The organism is Marininema halotolerans, assembly GCF_900116235.1.
GTDB lineage: Bacteria > Bacillota > Bacilli > Thermoactinomycetales > DSM-45169 > Marininema > Marininema halotolerans.
Genome location: NZ_FPAA01000008.1, coordinates 23,500 through 42,858 on the forward strand (window position 1 = coordinate 23,500; position 19,359 = coordinate 42,858).

Annotated in this window: 20 protein-coding genes; 4 read left to right on the forward strand and 16 right to left on the reverse strand. The window is 46.1% G+C overall.

Annotated elements, in window-relative coordinates; translation table 11 throughout:
- Positions 1–28: 28 nt before the first annotated feature.
- The 4 genes from thiI to CHX35_RS11120 form a co-directional block, all read right to left on the reverse strand.
- Entirely contained in the window at positions 29–1,231 is a 1,203-nt protein-coding gene (gene thiI / locus CHX35_RS11105; protein ID WP_091837483.1) for a tRNA uracil 4-sulfurtransferase ThiI, read from the reverse strand.
- Positions 1,224–2,387: a cysteine desulfurase family protein gene (locus CHX35_RS11110; protein WP_091837485.1), complete on the reverse strand. Its 1,164-nt coding sequence runs from the start codon at positions 2,385–2,387 to the stop codon at positions 1,224–1,226. Before CHX35_RS11110 ends, thiI begins: the two co-directional genes overlap by 8 nt.
- 120 nt (positions 2,388–2,507) lie before the next feature.
- Positions 2,508–2,990 (reverse strand): DinB family protein, encoded by a 483-nt coding sequence (locus CHX35_RS11115; protein ID WP_140413604.1) that lies wholly within the window; start codon positions 2,988–2,990, stop codon positions 2,508–2,510.
- A 277-nt stretch (positions 2,991–3,267) separates the two neighbouring features.
- The gene (locus tag CHX35_RS11120; RefSeq protein WP_091837731.1) at positions 3,268–3,741 is read right to left on the reverse strand and encodes an SRPBCC family protein; all 474 of its coding nucleotides are present in this window, start codon (positions 3,739–3,741) and stop codon (positions 3,268–3,270) included.
- A gap of 284 nt (positions 3,742–4,025) precedes the next feature.
- Here CHX35_RS11120 and CHX35_RS11125 point away from each other — a divergent pair, with 284 nt between their 5' ends.
- Both CHX35_RS11125 and CHX35_RS11130 read left to right on the forward strand, forming a co-directional pair.
- Positions 4,026–4,958: a glycosyltransferase family 2 protein gene (locus CHX35_RS11125; RefSeq protein ID WP_091837489.1), complete on the forward strand. Its 933-nt coding sequence runs from the start codon at positions 4,026–4,028 to the stop codon at positions 4,956–4,958.
- Positions 4,959–5,257: 299 nt separating this feature from the next.
- Positions 5,258–6,622, forward strand: a complete 1,365-nt coding sequence (locus CHX35_RS11130) for an NCS2 family permease (protein ID WP_245838779.1) — start codon at positions 5,258–5,260, stop codon at positions 6,620–6,622.
- 207 nt (positions 6,623–6,829) lie between these two features.
- Here the strand turns inward: CHX35_RS11130 and CHX35_RS11135 are convergent, their stop codons facing one another.
- Complete coding sequence (locus CHX35_RS11135) at positions 6,830–7,390, reverse strand: helix-turn-helix domain-containing protein (protein WP_091837492.1); 561 nt, start codon at positions 7,388–7,390, stop codon at positions 6,830–6,832.
- A gap of 128 nt (positions 7,391–7,518) precedes the next feature.
- Here CHX35_RS11135 and CHX35_RS11140 point away from each other — a divergent pair, with 128 nt between their 5' ends.
- Positions 7,519–9,009, forward strand: a complete 1,491-nt coding sequence (locus CHX35_RS11140; protein WP_091837493.1) for an L-lactate permease — start codon at positions 7,519–7,521, stop codon at positions 9,007–9,009.
- A 135-nt stretch (positions 9,010–9,144) separates the two neighbouring features.
- Complete coding sequence (locus CHX35_RS11145) at positions 9,145–9,360, forward strand: hypothetical protein (RefSeq protein WP_091837495.1); 216 nt, start codon at positions 9,145–9,147, stop codon at positions 9,358–9,360.
- 1,227 nt (positions 9,361–10,587) lie between these two features.
- On the opposite strand, the gene CHX35_RS11155 is transcribed toward CHX35_RS11145, so the two are convergent.
- From CHX35_RS11155 to CHX35_RS11205, 11 genes are read right to left on the reverse strand one after another with little or no spacing between them, the layout of a single operon-like run.
- On the reverse strand, positions 10,588–11,937 hold the full coding sequence (locus tag CHX35_RS11155) for a 5'-deoxyadenosine deaminase (protein WP_425435349.1): 1,350 nt from the start codon (positions 11,935–11,937) through the stop codon (positions 10,588–10,590).
- A 60-nt stretch (positions 11,938–11,997) separates the two neighbouring features.
- The gene (locus CHX35_RS11160) at positions 11,998–13,149 is read right to left on the reverse strand and encodes a M20 family metallopeptidase (RefSeq protein ID WP_245838768.1); all 1,152 of its coding nucleotides are present in this window, start codon (positions 13,147–13,149) and stop codon (positions 11,998–12,000) included.
- Positions 13,142–13,768, reverse strand: coding sequence for a DUF1989 domain-containing protein (locus tag CHX35_RS11165; protein WP_091837500.1), 627 nt, complete (start codon positions 13,766–13,768; stop codon positions 13,142–13,144). The genes CHX35_RS11160 and CHX35_RS11165 overlap by 8 nt, the downstream gene beginning before the upstream one ends.
- 10 nt (positions 13,769–13,778) lie before the next feature.
- Entirely contained in the window at positions 13,779–14,462 is a 684-nt protein-coding gene (locus CHX35_RS11170; RefSeq protein WP_091837502.1) for a cyclase family protein, read from the reverse strand.
- A 4-nt stretch (positions 14,463–14,466) separates the two neighbouring features.
- Complete coding sequence (locus CHX35_RS11175) at positions 14,467–16,290, reverse strand: adenine deaminase (RefSeq protein WP_091837503.1); 1,824 nt, start codon at positions 16,288–16,290, stop codon at positions 14,467–14,469.
- Between the two features lie 7 nt (positions 16,291–16,297).
- Positions 16,298–16,576, reverse strand: coding sequence for a EutN/CcmL family microcompartment protein (locus CHX35_RS11180; protein ID WP_091837505.1), 279 nt, complete (start codon positions 16,574–16,576; stop codon positions 16,298–16,300).
- 15 nt (positions 16,577–16,591) lie between these two features.
- Positions 16,592–17,293 carry a hypothetical protein gene (locus tag CHX35_RS11185; RefSeq protein ID WP_091837507.1) on the reverse strand — a complete coding sequence of 234 codons (702 nt, stop codon included), beginning with the start codon at positions 17,291–17,293 and terminating at the stop codon, positions 16,592–16,594.
- Positions 17,294–17,331: 38 nt separating this feature from the next.
- A complete protein-coding gene (locus tag CHX35_RS11190) occupies positions 17,332–17,613 on the reverse strand; it encodes a BMC domain-containing protein (RefSeq protein WP_091837509.1) in 282 nt (93 codons plus the stop codon).
- A 47-nt stretch (positions 17,614–17,660) separates the two neighbouring features.
- Positions 17,661–18,101 (reverse strand): BMC domain-containing protein, encoded by a 441-nt coding sequence (locus CHX35_RS18040; protein WP_091837510.1) that lies wholly within the window; start codon positions 18,099–18,101, stop codon positions 17,661–17,663.
- A 24-nt stretch (positions 18,102–18,125) separates the two neighbouring features.
- Positions 18,126–19,079 (reverse strand): hypothetical protein, encoded by a 954-nt coding sequence (locus CHX35_RS11200; protein ID WP_091837512.1) that lies wholly within the window; start codon positions 19,077–19,079, stop codon positions 18,126–18,128.
- A gap of 16 nt (positions 19,080–19,095) precedes the next feature.
- A complete protein-coding gene (locus CHX35_RS11205) occupies positions 19,096–19,359 on the reverse strand; it encodes a BMC domain-containing protein (protein WP_091837513.1) in 264 nt (87 codons plus the stop codon).

The window sequence follows — 19,359 nt, forward strand, 5'->3', positions numbered from 1 at the left end:
CATCAACAATTCAAGTAACCGTCCATTATTAAAAATAAGATGAAAACTCCCCTTCTTCCTTCTGTGCCGGGGTTAACCGAATCGTCTCAATCCCATCGACTGCTTCTTTTACTAAAGCATCCACGTCTAATCCTTTTTCCATTTCTTCACAGAGCTCTAACCGAGGTCGGGTAACCGGTGACTTGGGTTGAAACACCGTACAACAGTCCTCATAAGGGAGGATTGACGTTTCATAGGTGCCGATTTTTTTGGAGATTGTCATGATGTCCTGTTTATCCATCCCGATGAGCGGACGAAGGATCGGTATCCGTACCACATGATTAATTACATGCATGCTTTCTAAGGTTTGACTAGCCACTTGCCCAAGGCTTTCACCCGTTACCAAGGCCAGTGCTTTTTGACGACGAGCTGTCTCCTCAGCAATACGCATCATCATTCGCCGCATAATCGTAATCATGTAGGAATCTTTACACTTAGAACGAATTTGCGTCTGAATTTCAGTAAAGGGAACGACATGCAAACGAATATTTCCTCCATAGCGAGTCAGCTCTTGTGCTAGGTCGACCACCTTTTGCTTCGCCCGTTCACTCGTAAAGGGATAGCTATGAAAATGGATGGCCTCTACCGTCGCCCCACGTTTTAAAGCTAGATAAGCTGCCACTGGACTATCAATTCCACCGGAGAGGAGAAGCATCACTCGCCCACTACTTCCTACAGGTAACCCGCCCGCTCCTTGAATATCTTGCCCATAAAGATACGTTTCTTCACCACGTACTTCAATACGTAGTTCCAGTTCAGGTTGATGAACATCCACACGAATCCCATCCACATTCCGCAAAACTTCTCCTCCCACAACTCGGTTCAGCTCATTGGAGCGATGAGGGAAGTTCTTTTGCGCGCGCCGTGCAACCACCTTAAAGGTACGTGGAACAGGCATCTGTTCCTGCACCAACTGCACAGCCGCTTTTTTGATCATTTCCAAATCGGATTCGACCCGTCGTGCAACACTGATACCCACTATGCCAAAGACATCCGTCAGTGCTTCAATAATCGGTTCCACGGGGTTCTCACCCGGTTCAACAAAAATACGTCCAAAGGTCTTTTTCACTTTCACACCAGGATACGTATGAAGCTTCGTACGCATATTTTCCAACAATCGATTTTCAAAATCCGTGCGATTCTTCCCTTTTAAAGCGAGTTCTCCGTACCGAACTAAAATTAAATCATTCATCCTCATACACCTTCATTATCTTTTGTAGTTTGGGAATCACCCGTTGCACTGCTAAAATGGTCGCTTGCACTTCCTCGGCGGTCGTCCATCGACTCATACTGATGCGAATGGAGCCCACCGCAGTCTCTTCATCGATCCCCATTGCCGTCAATATCCGACTCGCCTTTTCTCCTTTTGAAGAACAAGCGGACTTACTGGAAACAACGACCCCTTCTTCCTCCAACGCATGAACGATCACTTCAGACTTTAATTTTGGGAAGGAAAGAGACAGGATAAAAGGGGCACCCTCTCGCGAAGGGTCCCCATTAATCCGAAAATGGGTCAACTGATCCTTCCATTGCTGAATCATTTCTTGTCGCCAATCGCCAAGACGAGCAAGCATCTCCTTGCGTTGGTTAGCACCTAGCGTGATCGCTTTTGCAAAGCCAGCGATTCCAGGGACATTTAACGTTCCTGAACGGTAACCTGCCTCCTGCCCGCCACCTATCAATAGTGGAGCTAAGCGCAAGCCCTCCCGTATATAGAGACACCCCACACCTCTGGGTCCGTGAAACTTATGGGCAGAAATACTAAGAAGGTCCACTCCCCACGCTATCGGGCGCACATCCATTTTACCAAAGGATTGAACCGCATCGACATGGAACAATACTTTGGGATAACGACGAAGTAGCTCGCCAATCTCTGCAATCGGTTGAACCGTCCCAACCTCATTGTTTACATGCATGATAGAGACCAGGATGGTATCGTCTCGCAGGGCTTTTTTCACATCATCCAGTCGAACCTTCCCTTGTTGATTCACTGGCAAATAAGTGACTTCCCATCCTTCTTCTTCCAACTGTTTATGCACCTCATAGACAGAGGGGTGCTCTATCTGTGTGGTAATCAGATGACGACCGCGGTTTTTAAATTGCAAAGCCGCTCCTTTAATCGCCATATTATTCGATTCCGTCCCCCCGGATGTGAAGATGATGGAACCTGGCGATACGCCCAATGCGTGTGCCACTACCTCTCGTGCCTGTTTGACAAGGCGTTCTGCCTTCCCGCCAAGACCATGGAGGGAGGCAGGATTTCCATAAATGTTTTGCATGACATCAGCGACGACTCGAATTACTTCCGGATCCGGTTGAGTCGTTGCACTATTATCCATATTAATCATGGCCGTTCACCCTTACCATTCCCACAATTTCAGCCTGCCTTCAAGCCTTCACACATCATACCATAGGCCATTATTCTCCTCTATAGCCTCTCCCCTCTGATCATTGGCTAACCCATTCTCTTATGGGACAAAGCCACCTTTAAGGTTTTCTGAGAAGCATCCTTCTAACTGTGATCGATGGTGCTGATCATGATCGATCGCTTCTTGGATATATTCCGCTAAGGTGAGAGTGTGCTTCCCCATTCGTAACGTTCGTCCCCAATCCTCAGGAGGCATCCGATTTAAAAACCGAAGTAATCCTTCACGGAACGTCAAGAACTGCTTGATCACCTCATGGCAGGATACCCCCGAACAGGCCCAAATGGAAGCTTTACGATTCATATTTTCTATAGTTAGTTCACTCCAAGTTTCACGAGTGAAATCATCAGGTAAAGCATATTCAACCAAATATCGATCCCAAAAATGAAGATGGGCAACCACCTCAATCGCCGACCATTTTCCCTCAGCAATCGGCTTTCTCCACTGATCCGTTGAAACTGTCGCTAGCGATCGGATAAAGTAGGTCATCTCACCAAGCTGTTGGCATCGTTTAATGGTATTCACAAGATGACTCCCTTCCTGCGCTCCCCCTTTAAACAACAAGGAACGTGGATGTTTGTTTTTTTATCCTTCTTTCAACAATATCGGGAGTAGATCCTTCTTTTCTCATTCTTCCTAAAGTTTCTTTCAAGAGCCTCACCTAGGAGAAAAAGAAGGCAACATCATGCCTTCTTTAACTGTTCGTTCATCGATAATTGAACCATAGGTATATCGCAGGGAGAACTTCAATTATTCAGCCTTCACTACACCCTGAATCGATTTAGTTGTACCGAATAACCAACTAGGAATCCCCTTGATCACTAGTCAGTTGTTCAGCATATTTTTTCATATATTTACCTCTCATTAATAAGAACTCCCTCATATATTTTGCTAACATCACCCCGTCAACGAACTTCCCAAGAACCCCAAATGGAGAGGAATAGTCGAATACATCGATCAGCTTTGTACCCGAGTCGATTTTTATAAAGAAGTGTTCATGCTTGAACCTTTTAAATGGCCCTTTCGTCATTTCATCGACAAAGTAGGTTGGGTAGATCAGTTGGGTAACCTTTGATGTTAAACGGAATGTAATCCCCAGATGCACCGCTTCCCATGTAACACTTTCACCCAATTGAATGTGACCCGATGTTCTCCCTGCAATTGCCTTTTCCTTTGTCGTCGCCGTTGATTTCATATGGATATTGATATCCCTTGCTACGTCAAAGCAAACATGGATGGGGGCATGGATATTCACTTCGGTTCGTATGATAGGCACTCGTCTCACCCCCTTCATTTCTTTTCCTCTCTTTTTTTTACCCTCTTCGCCCCTCGCTTTGGACCCATGGTATTGAATTAAAAACATCCATCAACCTCTTTCCCCAAGCCGTTGTCGTCACACCTATTATCCTATTTAAATAAAGGCCTAATTTCCTCACAATAATTTCTATTAAACATATACTATCGTGTCGGGGTCCATCCATAGAAAACATTAAATAGAAAAGACATCTTCAAAGTATAGAGTGTTATATTTATTGATTAAGAAGGGATTGGGGTAGCAGTATGACAAATCCAAAGGTCAGCATATTAATACCGGCTTTTAATAAACCACTTCTTTTTAAAAAAGCGCTTGAAAGTGCCTTGCAGCAAACTTATGATCCTATCGAAATTATCATCTGTGATGACAGTACCAACTACGACACCCACGATGTGGTCCAGCCATATTTAAAAAAATATAGCCATATACGTTACTTTAAGAATGGGGTTAATCTGGGGCAATTTCTAAACGACCTAAAGTTGCTCGAGTTATCCACTGGGGAATATATCAATTATTTAATGGATGATGATTTATTTCATCCCCAGAAAATTGAAAAAATGATGCGCTATTTCACTCATTATCAACATCAAACGATTACACTTGTTACTTCTCACCGCCTCACCGTCAATATCGAAGGAGAAGTCATTCCCAATAATGACCCCTCTTTCACAAAATTATACGAATATGATTCCATTGTTGAAGGCGCGCAATTTGCTGATTTTATGTTAAAGATCGGTAATTGCATTGGCGAACCCACCACCGTGTTATTTAAAAAAGAAGACTTAAAAGATCCCTTTGGTGTCTATGCAAATCGACCCTATGGATGCAATGTGGATATGGCTACATGGATGAGTCTGTTAGAAAAAGGAAAACTCGTATACATCGCTGAACCTTTAAGTTATTATCGCTCTCATGAAGGACAACAATCCAAAGATTTAAAAATGATTATCTATGGCGCTGTTGACTTAGGACATATGGTAAGTGAAGCCTATAATCGAGGTTTATTACAGCAAGCGAATGTACGTTCAAAAGCCATCGCACGTAGTTTAGTCTATATCGATTTTGCAATGAATACGATTCAAAAGAATAGCACAAGCAAGGTATATAAAAGAGAAATCACTGAATTATTATATTATAAAAGGGTGTTAGAAAACGTCGTTTTATCGAGCCCCCAATAGAACCCTCTAAAGTATTTTATTGAATAGGATTTAAGGCTGGATATCCTCACTCACCCACTTCACCCTTGACAAATGGTTTTCAAAGCATTATTCTGTTGTGCAATAGAATGACACCGAGTACGGGGAAGGTTGCTCCTAATTGCTTCCTACCCCTCGTTGCCGACTGCAGGCAGCTTGGACGCCGCTGGACGGAGTCCGACGAAGCCGCGGATATAATGGGAGGGTTCCTCCTATGTACCGCGGTTTTTTATATGCATCAACACAATAGGGGAGGATTTCATATGTCAACGGGTAAGCCAATGATAGAGACACAATCTGACGTCCATCCCGATAACCGTTCATTCCCTTCCTCTGGATGGCTCAATCGTCTGTTTAAACTGCGTGAACGCAGGACCAACCTTCGCACCGAACTCCTTGCAGGTCTTACGACTTTTTTAACCATGAGTTACATCATTATTGTTTGCCCGATCATCCTCTCGGAAGCAGGCATCCCACGGGAAGCAGCAACCGCCGCCACTATTTTCTCAAGTGTATTTTGCACCCTAGCCTTTGCGCTCTGGGCCAATTTTCCCGTCGCGTTGGCTCCTGGAATGGGACTGATCTCTTTTTTCACGTACACCGTCGTCCTTGGTCAAGGACTCTCCTGGCAAACCGCATTGGGAGCCGTATTTATCTCGGGGGTTGTCTTTTTATTACTTACCCTTACAGGACTGCGACGTGCCCTCTTTGAAGCGGTCCCGCGCACACTTCGTTCCGCCATCACCGTAGGTATCGGTCTCTTTATCGCCTTTATCGGGCTGAAGAACGCTGGGATCGTCGTCGCTAATGAGGCAACTTTTGTCTCCCTCGGTTCCATCACCCAACCGAGCACCGCACTGGCTGCTGGCGGCATTCTCCTTGCGGCGTACCTTTCAGCACGCCGCATCAAAGGAGCACTTCTTCTGAGTATTCTTGCCTTAACCATCGGGGCGATGGCATTCGGGATTACAAAATCGCCACAAGGCGTAGGCGATATTTTCTCCTTCTCACTTCCTGATATCGCTCCGACATGGATGGCGATGGATATTAAAGGAGCATTGGCCTATGGGATCGTACCCATCATCTTTTCCTTCACCATCGTTGAGCTCTTTGATAACATGGCTACCCTGATGGGATTATCGAAACGAGCGGGTTTAATGAAGAAAGACGGTACCATCCCAAACCTGAACCGTGCATTGCAGGCTGATGCAGTGGGCACCATGGCAAGTGCTGCCTTAGGAGCTACCGCACTCAACGCATACGTTGAAAATGCCACCGGGATCTCTGAAGGGGGACGCACAGGACTTACGGCACTGGTAACCGGCCTACTTTTCCTCCTTTGTCTCTTTTTCATTCCACTCGTTTCCCTCATCCCTGCAATGGCGACCGCTCCGATCTTAGTCTTAGTGGGAGCCATGATGTTGCAAGAAGTGAAAGAAATTCCGATGGATGATGTGACGGAAACCGTACCAGCTTTCTTAACGATGGTCATGACCCCCCTCACCTTTAGTATTGCAGAAGGATTAGCCTTTGGTTTTATCTCTTTCACGGTGCTTAAGTTGCTGACTGGACGAAGAAAAGAAATGCACTGGTCCATGATTCTCATTTCAGCGGCATTTCTCGTCAACTTTGCTTATCATGGATAAGGCTTTATCCTCGTAGGATCAAAGAACGTCGCCAGAGTGTATCACTCTGGCGACGTTCTTTGATTTATTCACCATTATTCGAGAGGTCACTTCTTTCACTTACCCTTGATATCCGATGAAGAGTTCGTTGAAACCATTTAAGAACCAATAAGATCAGGTTGAGCTTTCATCATTCAATGATCCAATGATTTTCTGCATAAATCTTAGCTACGAATTGCGTAAGCTCGAAGAATCGATCACAAGAAAATAACGACACGCTTCCTCCCCCATATTGATAAACTCATGGGTACCATTCGCTTCGTAAAACAAGGAATCTCCACTTTCTAAAATAAAAGTAGACTCATCAAGTCTCACTTTCAACGTTCCTACCTCGACATAAATGTGTTCATGCACATTCCGTTGATGAGCAGGAAACGTTCCTGTGGAACAACCAACGGGAAGAATATTGAGCACAAACTCCACACCCCTAGAAGGCAGTGTAGGAGAAAGTAAGCGCCGCTCAAGCCCAGATTGTTCATCATATAATATCGGGCGTTTATCTTTCTTCGTTACAATGATTTCCTTTTTTCTTGTTGGTTCTTCGATCACTTGCGATACAGTAATTTGTAACGCTTCAACGATTTCACAAAGTAAATTTATTGTAGGGTTTTTTTCACCCCTTTCGATTTTGGAAAGCATTGATCGACTTACCCCTGAGCGGTCTGAGAGATCTTGCAGGGAGTACCCTTTTTTTAGACGATACTGTTTTAACCTGAGACCTACATTCATTTTTCCGCCTCCTGTATACTATAGTATATATAATTGCGACCTATATACATTAATATACCCTTTTATCATTGTGTATAATACCGAACAAATGTATACTATAGTATACATTATGAGAGGAGGAACACCATATGGTTTTTTCGCTTGCAATGGTTCCCATTCTTATCGTGTTTGTGTGGATATTCCTTTTTAAACGATCGTCGATCGAGGCCGGTATTCTCGCATGTATGATCGCATCGCTAATTGGAATGGTGTCCAATTCCTTCTCCTTGGTGACACCGGATATTTTGGGCGCAATTCTCAAAAGTGCACTAACCACTTCGATGGTCGCCTATATCTTGTTCTTCGGTATTCTGCTATTTCATTTAATGAATGAAGCTGGCGCGATACAAGGGATCGCATCTTTTGTATCGCAAACCACCAATAATCCCACGAGACAAGTTCTTCTTTTAGCCGTTGCATTTTCACCCCTGGTTGAATCCGCCGGTGGATTTGGTTTAGCCATCATTGTCATTGCTCCAATTTTGATAACGTTAGGTTTTAATCGAACCAAAGCCATCGTGATCTCATTATTAAGCTTAACCGCTGTTCCTTGGGGGGCTTTAGCTACAGGAACTGTGATTGGGGCAAATTTATCCGGTCTTCCTTTACATGAATTGGGGGTAGGTAGTGCCATTCTCTCCATCCCCACATTTTTATATTTTTCAATTGTAATGACCTACATCAGTGGCGGGTTTAACGCCTTACGCAAACACCTGTTAGAAGTTTTATTCGTTACCATTTCCTTATCCCTTGCCATTTGGTTTTTTAGTCGCTATATCAGCGTCGAGCTGGCAGGTGTTTTCGGAGCCATTATTGCATTATCGACCGAAATGTTCCTCATTCGAATCACTGAAAGAAAACCCAAATTAGCGGGAGCCCCCCATGCCACCCCCTCAATTTTCCGCACCATGAGCCCCTATTTTTTATTGATTCTACTGCTTTTTATCACTCGAACATTGCCAGTATTAGAAACTCACCTAAAAAGCATAGTTGTATGGCATTGGCCCCAATATGACTTTAAACTCCCCCTCCTTTACTCCCCTGGGTTCTGTCTATTGTTGGTTTGTCTTTATACCCTCGTGAACTATCGTCTTTCGCTACTGATGATCATTCAATCCCTTAAAAGGACAATTATGCAGATTATTCCCGTTCTCTTATCAACACTGGGGTTTGTGGCAATGGCTCATCTTATGGATCAATCCGGAATGACTCATGTTCTCTCCTCTTCCGCTGCCCAATTTTTCGGATTCGCTTTCCTATATTTTTCACCCTTAATTGGAGGATTGGGAGGGTTTCTTACTGGAAGTAATACGGGCTCGAATGCGATGTTTATGCAATTACAATTAAAAACGGCACATCATCTCCCCATGAATCCCGACCTGATTGCCTACGCACAAAATACCAGTTCATCGCATTTAACCATGGCCAGTCCCTCCAGAGTTGTCCTGGCTACATCCATCGGGAAAATTCCTAACCAAGAGAATAGAATCTTACGAACCCTATTCCTTATTGGCTTAGGTACTTTATTGCTATTAATCATCGAAGTGGGGATCGGACAAACACTTTTAGCACCAACATGAAGTCACTTCAAAATTAAAATACTACACATCACAATTACCTTATACTATATAATATAGATAATTAATACAATTGAATTTGTTTGATGCATGAAACCTGATAAAGGATTTAACCATTATCCATCTGGAGGTGTACAGATGGATACAATTAGCCTAGTCCTGTTGGGTTTAGGAGCGATTATGTTGTTTGCAGCGAAGGCGGCAATGGGCAATCGCGACGGTGATTATATGGATGCTGAAATTGAACGAATGAAACCTCAGCAGGAGAAACAAAAAGATGCCAATCGTTCGGTCATTTATCTTTGTATTGGATTGGCATTCGTCATTGCTGGAATTAGTTTATCCATCGTTTAACCACTACGCTGTTGTAAGAGATAAGGGAAAAGGGATTCTTAAAGTGGATAGGATATAATTTACAGTGAAACATACCGATAAAAACGAAAAGCCTACTTACTAAGTAGGCTTTTCGTTTTTATATTAGAACCAACCTTGTACCAAAAGTTAACTTTTCATTTAAGCACAGAATATATGTTAATAAAACCCATGTAAAATAAAGCAAATATACAATTAGATATTTATAAATATAATAAATTTTTTAGATTATTTTAAATATTTTATTCTTTTATTTTAATTTTTAATTTTAAAATTCCTTATTTTTTACCTATTTTTAGTACATTACCTCTTAGGAATACTGCCTAATTAACACGCCTGCTCCATAATCTTAAAAATAACTCATCCATTAACCAATATAATAAAAAAGTAATATTTAGTGTATAATATAGAATAAATACAAATGAATTAACCAACTTATTATCAATAGTACTAAAAAGAGGGATAATTAAAAACGGAATAAACGAGAAAGTCATATGAATAAAAAACGAAATTAACCATCGATATTGATATTTTTTTGATATAAAATCAGAAAGAACGGAAACTGGAAGGACAAAAATAATTAATACAGGACCCAAATAAAATAAATACATTAAAAAAATATTAATCTTATCATCGAAATTAAATTCCGTAGGGATAATGTTAATTAGCAATAATAATATTAATAATAAACCCATTAACGCTAATGATTTTCTTAATAATATATTTTTCATTTATATTCCTCCAATATTATTTTGTAAATCTAACAAAATTCCCCCGCAAACCCACGCTTAACTGTTCCAGGTAATGTTTCTCCAGGTATTTGTCCATCGCCTGGTAGGAGATAGAATATGCCATCTTGATCTTTGTGTTTAATTACAAGTAGTTTATTTTCATGAATCAAAATCGCTTTTGCAGAGTTTCTTATTTTCATTTTAACTCCTTTCCGACCCTTATTTAACCACTCAAGAAGCGCCACGGTCACAATCATAAATATATTGCCATTGTACGAATGAAACTAACATCAATCGATCACCCCTAAATACATTCAATTTAACTCCTCATGGATCCTACAACCCACACCAAAAAGATGCGTGCTAGCCTTCCCAATCCATGTTCAAGGGAAGTCCTGCACCCATCTTTTTTTCTCCAACAATTATCCAATGAGTAAGACTTACGTCCTCTCTTTTTCACTCGAGGAGCACACCTCCTTTAAGCATGGGTGCCTAAAGCGTCTTCCTTGGCTGTCCGATCCAAGAGACGACGGATGGCGCGGTTACTTTCTCGAATCACCTTATCTTTATCCATCGTCTTCATCACCTTCTTATCCATGACGACTTTGCCATCTATGATCGTTGTTTCTACATCCGAGGATTTTGCCGAATAGACCAGGCGGGAGATGGGATCAACTCCTACGTAGGGGGAGCTGTGAAAGCTATTTAAATTTAGGATCGCCAGATCCGCCTTCTTCCCTACCTCCAAACTCCCAATTTCATCCGCCATGCCCATCGCTTCAGCACCGCCAAGGGTCGCCATTCGGAAGACCTCACGGGCAGGCATACTCGTCGGACCATGAAGGGGTTTTTGGATCAGGGCTGCCAAGCGCATTTCTTGAAACATATCGAGGTTATTGTTGCAGGCGGCACCATCCGCACCCAGACTGACTTTGGCATCACAGGCGTGTAGTTGCGGGATTTCGGCATAACCTGAGGCTAATTTGAGATTGGAACCAGGGCAATGGCTAACCTTTACACCCCGCTCACGAATGACCTGACGCTCTGCATCGTTAAGCCAGACACAATGGGCTAAGATTAAGCGTGGACTCGCTAGCCCAATCTTGTCCAAATAGAGTACATTGCGCATGCCACGCTCTTTTTCGACAAGCTCGATCTCCCCTTTATTTTCAGAAGCATGGGTATGAATCATCACATCATATTTCTCCGCAAGATCCCTTACCTGAATCAATAATTCTTCTGTGCATGAAACCACAAAGCGTGGGCAAAAGGCGTAGCGAAGGCGGCCGTTGTCATAGTTATGCCACTTTTCAAGCAACTGGACGCTCTTTTGGATCGAAGTCGCCGTATCTTCCATTAGAGCAGGAGGGACCCCTTCCCCATGATCCATCATCACTTTCCCAGAAAGGGCGCGGATTCCACTTTCCGCCATTGCACGAAAGGCCGCCTCCGTATGATGAACCGTCTCCATATCCACAATCGAGGTTGTCCCCCCTGCAATGAGTTCACCAATCCCCAGCATTGCCGAGTAATAAAGGGAATCTTCATCATGGGCCGCCTCTAACGGAAGGACCCGTTTTCGTAGCCAATCCAGCAACTCTAGATCATCGGCTTGACCACGAAACAAGGTTTGACAAAGGTGAATGTGGGTCTGTACAAAACCTGGGATCATGGTTTTTCCTGTTGCATCCATTACCTGATCTGCATGTGTATCAATACGGGGGGCGATTTCTGCGATGCGCCCATCTTCGATCAGCAGATCTCCAACAAAGACCTCCTCCTCTTTATTCATGGTTACGATCTCCGCATTCCGAATCAATCGTCGCATCACCATAGCCTCCTCTTTATTTGATTCATTCATTCGATGAATGGGTTTCAGTATTGCCTGTTACTTGTTTTGAAAAAACCGGAGGGCTAACTCCTGATAAAAGGTAATCGCACGTTGATACGCCTCGATATCCACCCATTCATCAGGCTGGTGCGCTAAGGCAATCTCTCCTGGTCCATAGATCAGGGTGGGGATATGACGATCAGCGTTGAGTACCGATCCATCGGTGTAATAGGGAACACCGAAAACCTTGCCTTCATCTTCACCCTTCAACTCCAGTGCCAGTTGGATGAGAGGATCCTCAGGGGGAGTGATCATCGCGGGTCGGTTAAGAAGGGTTCGTACGGTAAAGTCGAGGGTTGGGAATGCATGTCTTGCTTTGCCGAGTCGCTCCTCGACTTCACGCACAAGTTTTGCATGTTCACGCGGGGGTACCGTGCGAATATCTACTGTGAGGATGGCCCGATCAGGAATCACATTGGTTTGCACACCGCCATGAATCTGGGTAAGTGCCATACTTTCTTCTCCAAGGATTTCATCCTCATATCGCCACCTCAGTCCCATCTTTTCTAGTATCTGTGCGAGATATAGAAGATGTGTTATAGCGTTGACCCCCTGCTCTGGCATCGATCCGTGAGCGGTGCGTCCTCGCGTACTCACCTCTAACCAGAGAGCTCCTTTATGCCCGATCGCTATTTTTTCCCCAGTGGGTTCACCGATTACCATCCCATCGACCCCTTCCATCCCCCCATGCTGGACATAGCAGCGAGCCCCACAACTATCGACTTCTTCCCCTGCTGTGGCTAGCAAAAGAATCTCTCCCTGTGGTTCCGCACCGCGATCCGCCAGGGATTCTAATGCCAGTACCATCGCTGCTAAGCCACTTTTCATATCGGATGCGCCGCGACCATAGAGACGATTCTCGATCATCTTCCCTGCAAAAGGAGGGACACTCCACCCTTCTCGATCGCCAAGGGTCACGGTATCCATGTGACCACAAAAAAGAAGTTTTCGTTTGCCCCTTCCCCATCGCGCGACCAAATTCTCCCGCCCCTTTGCTAAGGGTATTCGCTGGATTTGAATTCCTGTCTGTTCAAGGCGGGATGCAATCCTTTCTGCAACTTGCGCTTCATTGCCCGGTGGGTTGGTACTGTCGATTTGGATTAAAGCTTGCAAGAAGGACACGGCGTCATCAGGTATCCATCTACCCATGAAATTCCCTCTCCTTGAACATCCGTTGAAGCTTAAGGGGGGTAACCTTCCATCCATTAACAGGGGCTAGATCTTGCGAACAGGTTGCTACAGCGACAACAACATCCACGAGGGCCTCCAACTGGACATAGTCCCCTGGACGAGAGCGGGGTTCTTTGATCACATAGTCCCCATGTTCATCCAATTCATTGTTCATAAACCAATTAATCGGATCCGGTAAATGATCCGGGTAGATGCCAACCATAGCAAGGGCATTCGTCAAATTATCATGACAGTTCGGATGGTTTTCCACTCCAAAGTCGACCCGATAGCGCTCCTCATCACAAGCTGGAAAGAAAAAATCATGCCGACCCACCGTATCCTTCATCAATCGCATCAAGGGACGACGGCGGTTACTATATAAGCCATCCCCCTCACACAACCGAATACTGGAAAGGGATGCCCGCATATGAACCGGGGAGACATACTCCGACGGTTCCTTTTGGTTAAAGCAGATAAAATCACCAACCTGCTTCCCCTCCACATCGATAATACACAGGGATTCCCCTTTGTTCACCAGAGTCGCCCGCCCTTCATAGGGAGGGATCCAGATCGCTTGTTTGATCACAGGCGCATTCACCAAATCCCTCCTAATCGACAAAGACTGCTACTGCTCGCACGGGCGATCCCGTTCCTCGTCGAATTTTAAGCGGCAGCCCAAAGTATACGAAGCGCTTGCCTGCTACTTGATCGAGGTTACAAAGATTTTCCGTATTGGTCAGGCGATATTTTCGGCAGATACAATGACCGGAAAACTGGGAATCATCCGGTTTATCAATGGCTGGTGCGTCGATTCCAATATTGACCACCCCGCGTTTCGCAAGCCACTCTGCTGCTGCAAGGTTGAGACCCGTATAACGGGTAAGCCACTCCTTAGTGCCGTAGGCGCGTTCATAGTGACCGGTATAGAGGAGGAGAATATCCCCGGGCTCGATTCGTTGTCCTGAGCGAGCCAGCGCTGTCTCCAAATCATCGGGTTGAATAAATTGATCCGGTGACACACTGGATACATCGAGGCAAAGGGCGGGTCCATAAAAATAATGAAGGGGCATTTCGTCAATGGTCGGCCCCGTAGGATCATACTCATAGATCGCATCGCTATGGGTGGGACCATGTTCATTGATTAATAGGTTATTGGTAGCAAAGGGAAAGCCGATCTCCTTTTCACTCTCTTTATGGGTGATATTGGGGAAAATCATGGTTTTCTGATGCAAAGGAAATACCGGCATCCCTTGGTAAATCTCTTGGCTTAAATCGATTAAATGAAAGCCCATTTCCTCACCTCCCCTCTTGAATCACAGTGGGTAGAATTTTAAATTCATCCACTTCAACTAACCCGATATCCGTAATTTTCCATGTAGGGCTGGTTACCAGCGAGAGAAAGGATAAATGCATGAAGGGAACATGTAGCGTACATCCGAGTTCTTCCCTAGCCAGGTGATGGAGCTTCGTTACCGCATCCGCTAACTCTTTACCCGACAGCTGGTCTGTCATCAATCCTCCTACTGGCAAGGGAAGATCGCCCACTACCTTTCCTTCTGCGATCATTGCAATTCCGCCCCCCATGGCAATCACGCGATTTGCCGCCATGGCCATATCCTCGTAATTGGTTCCTGTAACGATCACATTGTGCGTATCATGGGCGACGCTTTCAGCAATCGCACCACGCTTGAGGGTCATCCCTGTCACAAAGGTCTTTCCGATGCCACCACCTCGTCCATGACGCTCTAGCACCAGGATGGGTAGGACGTCTCTTTGCAGACAAGGTTGAATGACTCCCTCCTTTACAGACAGCTCAAACTCCTCCGCTCCTGTCAGATTCTGATCGGGGATCACTTTGATCCCTCGTACACGCGCCTGTGCGCGATCGCTCACCGTTATCTGAAGCTCCCTTGCCGTCACCTTCATTCGTTTCATGGACCCTTTCACGGTATCCGGATACGTGTAAGGAGGAAGCTTCATGGTGAGATTCCCATGTTCAGCGACTTTTTTTCCTCCTAGATAAACCGATTCGGCAGTCATGTTTTCCAGCTCAGACAACACCACAACATCCGCTCGTTTACCCGGAGCCAAAACACCCACATCGCTAAAACCAAAGTGTGTCGCTGGATTGATCGTCACCATTTGAATGGCCTCCACCGGATCAACACCACAGGCAATCGTTCGCCGAAGAATATCATCCATATGGCCGTTCTGAAGGAGATCTTCGGGCACCATATCATCGGAAACCAATACCGCCCGGCGGGAGTCCATTCCCTCTTCGGTAATGGCTCGGATACACTCAGCCATATTGCGCTGGGAAGAACCTTCCCGCATGAACACCGTCACCCCATAGCGAAGTTTTTCCACCATCTCTTCCTTGGTTGTGGTCTCATGACAAGAGACATGCGTGCCACCACTAATGATATGCGCAGCCAACTCCTTCCCAAACAGAGCAGGGGCATTCCCCTCCACGGTCTTGCCCAGATGATGAGCATAGGCCACCGACGCAATTTGATCATCCAAAATGTGATCCGCATGCTGATAAACCGGATGAACATTACTAAACCCTTGGATTTCTCCAATTCCCTGTACGAAAGGATCCGCCATCAACTCCGTCATATCCTTAGCGGAAATATCCACCCCAGCCGTCTCCAAACCTGGAGCATCCGGTGTGCGACACGGAATCGTAAATTTCACACGCTGGGGGAGGGTTTTCGCCTCCTCGATCATCGCCTTCATTCCTGGCACACCCAACACATTTCCGATTTCATGTGGATCCGCCACCAAGGTAGTCGTCCCCGTCGGGATCGATAAGCGCGAAAATTCAGTTAACGTTAGCATAGCACTTTCAAAATGCATATGAGCGTCGATAAAACCCGGGGATACAAATTTCCCTGTCACATCCACCACTTGCGTAGATGGGCCAGTCAACTCCGAGCCTTCTCCCACAAGTAAGATTTTCTCACCCTTGATCGCTACATCCGCAACATAGATCTCTCGCGTGATCACATTGATCACATAGCCCCCTTTAAGCACGAGATCTGCATAGTGTGCAGGATCCAGCAATGTGTCAATTAGCCGCCGCCAATGAATGGCTTCTTTAATCCGGTGGGTATCCACAGATGCTTCACTCCTTTCTCGTTTGACATTGAATCGTATCAATGATCCCAACAATTGCTGCATCGACAGGCGCATTCTCTTGAGGTAGCGCCCTTGCTGCTACACTGCCTGTCACAAAAATAACCTGTTCGCCAACACCAGCCCCCACGGTATCCACCGTGATCAAAGGCGTGCCACGATCCTCGCCCTCTGGCGAGATGGGTTGGGTAATTAACAATTTGCTTCCGATCAGTTTTTCATCTTTTCGTGTAGCAACCGCCACTCCGATCACACGGCCCAGTTGCATTCTCTTCCCCTCTTCCTATTGCTTCTTGATCCGTATCCCTCGTTCTTTTGCTGTATCGGATGCAAGGGGGGTGATCAGCGCCTCGCGCGAAACCACGATGACTTGATCACCATGACTTGCAGCCCCTTCCACATCTTCTGCCGTCACGAGCTCACGCTGCTCGCAGCTCTCCATCATCAACCAAGAAACGATCGTTTCTTTTGCTAAGAAATTAACCCCGAGCGCTTGGATCTCCGCGAGGAGTCGCTGCAATTTACGCTGCAATGACAGGGGAGGCGGATTGCGTGTCCCAGTTTGATGTACCCTCTTCCAACCAGCAGGGTCAAAAATCCTCATTGGAACCCCCACCCTTTTCCCATGCAACAGGCAATGAAGCGTCAATGCCTGAAAGGGATCCTCATCCTCCCATTCCGTTAAGCGAGCGAGAAAGGAGAGAGAGGGAGTAGGGAGAAGAAGCACCCTTGTTCGTTGTTTCATTTGATCAAGCCACTCTTCTCCATTTCCCTTTAGTTGACGCACGGACCAGGGAACAATCGGGGAATAGGTCCCTTGACTCCATACCTCTGGAACAATCCCCCTCTCAAGGAGAACTTGAAAAAGGGATGAAGCCCCGTCCCCTCCCGCTCCAGCAGGAGTAAGAAGGATGACCACTCCTGTTGGACTTGGCGGCAATTTATTCTGATAACGACCGAGAATGTGAATCAGAACACGCTCCATGTCACTGGAATCACCCCATATACGGGTCATCGCTTGTCTTATTCATTCCCTTTGGAGAGGAGCGCGCGTTCCACTTCTTGATGAGGGCGGGGGATAACATGAACCGAAATCAATTCCCCAACACGACTCGCCGCACTCGCTCCTGCATCCGTCGCCGCTTTGACTGCACCCACATCCCCGCGTACCATGACCGTCACTAAACCAAAACCAATTTTTTCGTACCCACAGATCTCTACATTGGCCGCTTTCACCATCGCATCCGCCGCTTCTACCGCACCAACCAACCCCTTGGTCTCAATCAACCCCAATGCTTCTCCCATATCAATTCCTCCTTTTAAGTGGGTACTGCCATTGTTTTCCGAAGGAATTACGGCTTATCCGATTCCTCGCTATCTCCTTTTGTATCCCCCTGAGAGGAAGGAGCTCCCCTTTTCTTCCCCTTTACTTGACTGTTGTCCATCGTTGTCTTTTCAACAGTTCCATTGGGTGCCACCTCATTCTTCTCTGGCTGAACCCCTTCAAACTGAGGAAAGATCTTGCGATTGACTTCATGGTGCGCTCGTGGGATCACATGGGATGCCATTACATTCCCTACGCGCGCAGCCTCTTCGCGTCCCGCTTGCACCGCAGAGGTGACTGCCGCCACATCTCCCTGCAGATGGATGGTTACCCCCAGCGAGCCGCCTGCTCCAATGACTTGCTCCCACCCCGATAAAGTTACATTGGCTGCCTTTAATGCCGCATCCGCTGCGGAAACCGCTGTGGTAAAACCGATGGTTTCTATCATTCCTAAAGCTTGTTGTGCCATGGTTCCCTCCCTCCGATCACTCATTTACCCCAAGGAATCGATTTCGCGTTGGATGACTTTGATCACCGACTCGATCACCCCTAAATCCCCCCGTAGCAACAACGCACTCTGATCCACACGAAAGTGAAGGTCACTATCCGGTATGGTTTCCCAACCGCGTTGCAGCATGGCCCAGCATTCCCCTTCACTCATCCCCTCAAACAATACAGCGGCACCCTGTTCTCCAGCAGGTAGCACTTTTTCCAATAATGATGTCGGTTGCTTGGAAAAGTGGATGCTGACTCGCTTTAGCCCTGCACGATTTAATCGCATAAACAATTCTCGAAGCAGCGTGCGGAGGTGATCAGGGTCATCTCCACCCAAACGAAGTTGGATTCCCTCAGCGCCTGTTAGGATCTCCCGCTCAATTTCAGGCTGATCCTCCAAAAGCATCGCTGCGCTAAATACGGGCCCCTTCAATGGAGCAGGACATGTGATGATACCAACTGCGGTGCAGGTAGTGCCTGACACTTGTAAGGCTTGCGCCACACGAGGATGAAGACCTGCAAAAAACCAGATCTCCACTCCATTACGAAGGCGACCGATTCGTTCTGGTCTCTGTCTCCTTCGAGCCGTACTCAACCCGTGTGCTTGAGAAAGCGACAGCCGTTGCATGGATACACTTTCTCTATGGGAATTGGCTTCTTTCTCACCTATCTCCCAGTCTGGATGTTTCTTCTCTTTGTTTCCTCCCTCATTTTTGTGAGAAGCCTCATCCTTTAAGGAGCTTTTTTGATAGAGTGGAGAAAGCCTCTTTTGTTGTTGTTCGCGTTGATAATTCGGTCTTCGAATCCCTGTCGGCACCAATGGCGTCGATGATGGTGGAGAGTGGATCGGGGCTTGGGGTGAATTTGTTGCCTGTTTTTTTCTCTCGTCATCCTTCTCCTGATCCCTCGCTAAGATCTCCTCTACCATCTGTTTCATAAATAACTCCGCCAAGCCGGCTCACCTCCTTTTATAGGATCTGGGTTAGTTCCGCATGGGGGTGGGGAATCACATTTGCCGCGATCAGTTCGCCTCCTGTAAGGGTAGGCGCTTCTTTCCCGGCTGCAACCGCTGCTTGGACCGCTGCTACATCCCCATCCACAATTACCGTCACCAACCCTGAACCCACTCGCTTCAGATCAACCAATCGGACATTGGCCGCCTTACACATCGCATCGAGCGCTTCCAGTGCGGCTACTAAACTTCGGGTTTCCACCAACCCAATGGATTGCAT